The sequence below is a fragment of the Candidatus Zixiibacteriota bacterium genome, assembly GCA_021159005.1.
Taxonomy (GTDB): Bacteria; Zixibacteria; MSB-5A5; order UBA10806; family 4484-95; genus JAGGSN01.
Genome location: JAGGSN010000032.1, coordinates 1 through 6,036, shown reverse-complemented (window position 1 = coordinate 6,036; position 6,036 = coordinate 1). Strand labels below are relative to the sequence as shown.

The 6,036-nt window shown below is 41.6% G+C and carries 5 protein-coding genes; 4 read left to right on the top strand and 1 reads right to left on the bottom strand.

Features of this window, described 5'->3' with window-relative positions; translation table 11 throughout:
• From J7K40_02195 to J7K40_02185, 3 genes are all read left to right on the top strand, one after another.
• On the top strand, positions 1–2,057 hold a 2,057-nt coding region (locus J7K40_02195; protein MCD6161207.1), incomplete at its 5' end, for a T9SS type A sorting domain-containing protein.
• A 389-nt stretch (positions 2,058–2,446) separates the two neighbouring features.
• Entirely contained in the window at positions 2,447–3,943 is a 1,497-nt protein-coding gene (locus tag J7K40_02190; protein ID MCD6161206.1) for an ATP-binding cassette domain-containing protein, read from the top strand.
• Positions 3,944–4,352: 409 nt separating this feature from the next.
• Positions 4,353–4,598 carry a helix-turn-helix transcriptional regulator gene (locus tag J7K40_02185; protein MCD6161205.1) on the top strand — a complete coding sequence of 82 codons (246 nt, stop codon included), beginning with the start codon at positions 4,353–4,355 and terminating at the stop codon, positions 4,596–4,598.
• A gap of 63 nt (positions 4,599–4,661) precedes the next feature.
• Here the strand turns inward: J7K40_02185 and J7K40_02180 are convergent, their stop codons facing one another.
• Complete coding sequence (locus J7K40_02180) at positions 4,662–4,889, bottom strand: hypothetical protein (GenBank protein ID MCD6161204.1); 228 nt, start codon at positions 4,887–4,889, stop codon at positions 4,662–4,664.
• Positions 4,890–5,046: 157 nt separating this feature from the next.
• On the opposite strand from J7K40_02180, the gene J7K40_02175 reads away from it, so the two are divergent.
• Entirely contained in the window at positions 5,047–5,814 is a 768-nt protein-coding gene (locus J7K40_02175) for a citryl-CoA lyase (GenBank protein ID MCD6161203.1), read from the top strand.
• Positions 5,815–6,036: the final 222 nt, after the last annotated feature.

Here is a 6,036-nt window from a genome sequence, read left to right as displayed (position 1 = left end):
TCTCTTGCATGCGCGTTATTGCAATACATCCTTTTGCGCCCGATACCATTTATATTGCCTCAACTGTCGGTATGTTTAAAAGTTCCGATGCTGGAAATAGCTGGATGTTCCTTACTCCTCCACATGCTCAAAATGAGATACGCGCTCTGATAATTCACCCGGTTGAGAATAATCTTCTATTTGCCGGAGGGTGGGACCAATGGATGTCTACAAATAGCGGTCATTGGTGGTTCGCGCTAAATGATATTCCGCAAAATGCAGGTATAGAAGCGCTGGCAGTTAATCCAAGCAATCCTGATATAATCTACTTAGTTGCAGGCTGTATGGTAATGAATGAGGGTGTCTGGAAAAGTACCGATAGAGGTTGGTCATGGACCAATATCCAAAACAATATCGATACTACAGGTTTCGGTATGGATATTATAGTTGATCCGGTTGATACGAATATTGTTTATCTTGCTAAAGATAATTCTTTTTATCTTGACGACAGCAGTTGTTTATTAAAATCTACAAATGGTGGTCAAAATTGGTTCGATATCTCGCCTATGCCGTTAAGTTATCCGGCTATCCTTGCTCTTGTAGTTTCTCCTTTCAATCATAATGAAGTTTACGCTGCATCATATCAGGATGGCGTTTTTAAAAGTACCGATGGGGGAAATAGCTGGCATAGTATAAACAACGGATTAAATATCAATAGAATTGCCTCTATTAAAATTGATACTTCCAGCGGTATATTATATCTTGGAACTTATAAAGATGGTATTTACAAAAGCACGAATAACGGTGAGGGTTGGCAAAAGATTAGTAATAATATATGTTCTTCATGGTTTAATAGTTTAGCTTTAGATTATCATAACTCATCATCAGCTTATGATGCCGCCGCTAATGGTCTTTTTAAAACAACAGATAGCGGCCAATCTTGGGATTATGTTAGTACAGGGGGTTTAGGTCATCTGGGGATTGACTATGTCGCTTATGATAAGTATCTGCCGGAAAATGTATATTTGTCAATACATCATACTATTTGGCCTCATGTTGATGACGCCGGTTTTTTTCGCTCAACAGATTATGGCGAAAGCTGGAATTTTTTTAATAACGGTTTGATTGGAGAAACAAGCTATTTAACTATTCGAATTGCCTATTTTGAAGATATGTCGAGAAGGATATTTCTATGCTCCTCTAATGGTTTATATTACTCCGATGATATAGGCGAAACCTGGGAATTAATAACAGATGGCTTGCCGACTGATATGTATTATGTCGACATCGATATTTTTCCTGATGATCCAAATATCATGGCGGTCTCGGATGCCGTCAACAATATATTCATCTCCACCGATAGAGGCAACAGTTGGTCAGCAACAAATAGTCTGCCTTATGTATCCAACGCTTATGTAAACGATCTGTGTTTTCATCCCGATGATTCGGATCATATATATGCCGGCAGCGTTTTTCAAGGGCTTTTCGAGTCTACTGATGGCGGTGAAAGCTGGGCGGATATAAGCAATGATTTGCCATTAGAACCTGAACATCCGGTCGTATCCGGTATTACTATAAATCCTTTAAATCCGCAAAACATGTTTGTCGCTTCCAGTCATTACGGCATCTTCCAATCGCATAACTGCGGGCAGAATTGGGAATCGTTCAATATCGGCATGGATACAACCATTTATTCTGGAGAAATGATGTTTGCGCTTGGCGATACTACAACTCTTTTCTTTGCCTCTTCCATGCGGTCAGTCTGGTCAATCACCCGCACCGGCACCGGCATCGCATCCAACAACAGCCCTCTGCCTGCCCGACTGAGCCTGTCGAACTACCCCAACCCGTTTAATTCTCGTACGGTAATCGATTACAATATTGCCTATACCGGCAAAGCAACATTAACGATTTACGATATGCTTGGCAGGAAAGTCGAAACCCTTGTCAATTGCGTGATGCCGCCGGGAAGCCATCAGGCTGTATGGCAGGCAGATAATCAGCCATCGGGTGTTTATTTCTATAAGCTTCAAACCGGCGATGATAAGCAAACCCAAAAGATGCTTTTGCTGAGATAAATTTCGCTTTAACCGTCCATAGTAGGTCAATCCACCTGAGGTGGACTTGCGGTCTTGACGATGGGTGTCCTCAGGATGTCGTCCGCCTTAGGCTGACTCCATCCTGAGGAATAGCAATGAAGCATTAGCGGCAAGAAACCTCGATGTTTGCTGGTAGGAATTTTCACTAACATTGAATTGTACGTAGGGGCGTATTGCATACGCCCTCTTTTAAAACGTGCTGTCAGAAGTTGCTTCTGAAAGATTCCTCATTGTGATTGGTGTACGTCCCCGTGCGCCAACTTTTGCTCGACAAAACGTGCTGTCAGAAGTTGCTTCTGACAGATTCCTTATATAATTTCCTGCCATAGCTATTTGAGATAGCGGGCTTATGTGTTATATTAGCCAGCATGAATCTGCTTTACTCGCTAAAAAATATCAACCTGAGATATCCCTGCATTGGCAGTTTGCCCGATGATGACAACAAGTCAATACTGGCATTAGATAACCTGTCGTTAGATATATTCGAAAACGAGCACTTGGTTATTCAGGGTTCGAATGGCAGCGGCAAATCAAGTTTAGCCGGATTATTGGCGGGAATTGCGCAGAATATAAGCGGCGAAATTTATTACAAAGAACATAAAATCGAAACATACAGCCGCCAGGCTTTTGAAAATGTTGCCCTTGTTATTCAAGAACCTCAAAACCAGCTTTTGATGCCGACAGTTGCTAAGGAATTATCTTTCCCGCTTGAAAACAGAGGATATGAACGTCAGGCTATTGAACGCAAAATAGCCGAGATGGCTGAACTTTTCGATTTAAAAAAGCTTCTGCGGCAAAACACCGATGAGCTTTCGGGAGGCCAAACAACTGCGTTAGCTATCGCCTCAGCCATGATAACTGATCCGGAAACGATTATTCTCGATGAGCCCGATTCACATCTGGACAGCAAAGCCAAAAAAGTCATACATGAATTTATCAATCAGTATCGCGATATGAAAACAATCATTATCATCACTCAATTCCCGGAATCGGCGCGCGGCGCAGACCGTCTGATTATCCTCAATCAAGGGCGGTTGGCAGATGACAGCAAACCCGATGACATTATGGCTAACGACAGGATTATTACTGCAAACCAACCTGCCGCCTTAAAACCAATTTCAATACCAAAGGAAAATACGAAAATTAAATATGACAATTCGGATAAAGTTATCTTGACACTAAATGACATATCTTTTGCTTACATGGAAAACAAACCCGTATTGAATAAAATCAGCTTGAGTATCCATCAAAATGAAAAAGTCGCTTTGATTGGTCCCTCTGGTTCGGGAAAAACAACTTTGGGATTAATCATGGCCGGATTATTACAGCCGGATAGCGGCGCTGTTAAAGCTGGCGATATCACACTGGATGAATTCCCGCCCGGTTCTCTCAGACAGCTTGTAACAATGGCATTGCAGTTTCCCGAACGCGCTTTTATTGAGGAAACAGTCGAAAGCGATATAGCGTTCGGTCCCCAAAATATGGGATATGCTGATATTAGTAAAATAGTTGAAAACAAACTAACGGCTTTCCAAATAGGCAAATTGCGGCAGCAGCATCCGCTTACATTATCCGGCGGCGAAAAACGCAAAGCGGCGCTGGCCGGCATATTGGCAATGGAATCCGAGATTACAATTCTCGATGAACCATCCGCCGCTTTAGACCCGGCATCGACGAACAAGCTGATAAACCTGTTAAATTCAAACAATGATAAAACCTTTATCGTTATCAGTCACGATATTAAATTTATAGCGAAAACGTGCAGCCGGGTAATCGGTTTAAATCATGGCTCAATAGTATATGATATTCCGGCTGCAGATTTTTTCGATAATAGAGATTTATTTTTCAGTTCGGATTTTCAATAAATACAAGCCTGGCGTCTGTCATTTCCGACCGTTGGGGGGGGGTAAAGTGTATAATCATATAATTTGCATCAATAGTCAAAACCACAAGGAGGGTTTTGACCTACAAAGCTGGATTAGGGTGGTTGTGATGTGCGTCTTCATGCACAAAGACACATATGTGTGTGCTAACCACAATTAAAGAACCGTATAAACATTGTTCCAAAATACAACACTCAATTATATGCGGCTATTATAGCATATGTGATACTCATTAAAACGGTTATATCCAAACAGGTTGATAGTTTTCTTTGCCGTCGTTTCATTTACTATTTCAAAAGTGGACAGTTGTTTTCTTGAGATTAACAATGACAAACATTATTGACGATAATTGAAAAAAGGGAAACTCTTAACAAATTAATATGAGGTTATTATGAGTTCAAATATTATCAAGATTTTAGCGAATAAGCAGTGGAGCCAGCGTAAACTTGCCGGAGCCAGCGGACTTGATCCTGTTTACATCAACAGGATTATCAATGAAAAAAGGGATGTTAGAATCAGTACCGCCAGAAAATTAGCAAAGGCTTTAGACTGCACCATTGATGACCTGTTTCCAGTCGTCGAATTGCCGGAAAATACAAGCGATAAAATGCCTGTTGAAAAGCTTGAAATTATCTAAGCATTTAGTATTTTGTTTTAATAAAAATTTATCGACAGTTCAGCATAATAACCGGCTTATATTTTAAGCCGGTTTATTCTTTGGCAGATACGAGTTTAAGCTTTTCGCCTTTGTTTTATCAATCAATTGATCCATGGCTTTATGGAAACGGATCTCCGGCACTTTCTTATCGTTTGATACCAAATAAAGAGGACAATCAGTTTTATAACCATAACAGTTCTGAGCCTCGGCAATGTAGCAATAATCAATATAGGCGCATTTCTTAGATGGTTTTGGCTTTTCTCGTCTCATTTTCAAATCACTTTTTTACGTTGTCATACAATTTCATCAATAACCCTGCATTGTTACACAATATCTAAACCTATTGAACCTATCGACTAATTGTATATTATTTTAATTGACTTTGCTTAATTATTTGAAATATTTAAGCTCAAAGGAGATAATTGTAATGGATAATAACGAAATGAAGACAGCTATCACAAAAATTGAACCCGGCTCTATAAGAGTAAAAGGCTATGATATAGTCGAATTGATGGAGAAAAAGACTTTCGCCGAGGTCGTTTTCCTGCTTCTGAAAGGCGAGCTTCCCAATAAGGCTGAGACTAAGATGATGGAGGCGATGCTTGTATCATCGGTTGACCATGGCGTAACGCCGCCGTCATCGCTGGCAACACGAGTGGTTGTTTCCGGCGGTAATCCGCTTAATGCCGCCATAGCGGGCGGTATTCTCACAATCGGCGATTCGCATGGCGGAGCAATGGAAAAATGCGCCAAAATCCTGCAGGAGTGGGCTTCCAAAGGGGACGACATGAACGAAATCGCCGACCAGCTGCTGGCTCATATAAAGACTGCGAAAATACGGATGCCCGGTTTCGGCCACCGTCTGCACCAAACCGACCCGCGCACAGTCAAGATGTTTGAAATTGCCAAGAAACACAATTTCACCGGCAAGCATATCGAGCTGGCAAAGGCATTAGAGAGCAGACTCGTTACCAAATCCGGCAAGAAACTCCCCATCAATGTCGATGGCGCAATTGGCGCAGTGATGTCGGACATGGGCTTCGACTACCGTATAGGCAAGGGCTTTTTCATCATCTCCCGCTGCGCCGGCCTGATTGCCCACGCTTACGAGGAGCTGACCAGATACAAGCCCATGCGCAAACTCGGCCTGACTGATTATACCTATGACGGACCGGCGGACAGGGTAGTAGAGTAGAAGCATTTAATAATAATGTCAGATTTTGACAAATGCTAACGCGTAGGGGCGTCCGCCTCAGGCGGATACGCCCTCTTTGGCGATAGCTAATAGGCGGCAAATTGTGGAATCATTTTCGCAAAGAATGGGATATAGCATATACATTGTAAAACCGTATAATCCTACTCGATATAATATAAATAAAAGGAGCAAAAATGAATTCAATTAAAAACAATATAAAAT

Excerpts from the sequence above, each read along its gene's own strand:
- J7K40_02190 (MCD6161206.1), top strand. The coding sequence starts at position 2,447 with ATGAATCTGCTTTACTCGCTAAAAAATATCAACCTGAGATATCCCTGC.
- J7K40_02185 (MCD6161205.1), top strand. The coding sequence starts at position 4,353 with ATGAGTTCAAATATTATCAAGATTTTAGCGAATAAGCAGTGGAGCCAG.
- J7K40_02180 (MCD6161204.1), bottom strand. The coding sequence starts at position 4,889 with ATGAGACGAGAAAAGCCAAAACCATCTAAGAAATGCGCCTATATTGAT.
- J7K40_02175 (MCD6161203.1), top strand. The coding sequence starts at position 5,047 with ATGGATAATAACGAAATGAAGACAGCTATCACAAAAATTGAACCCGGC.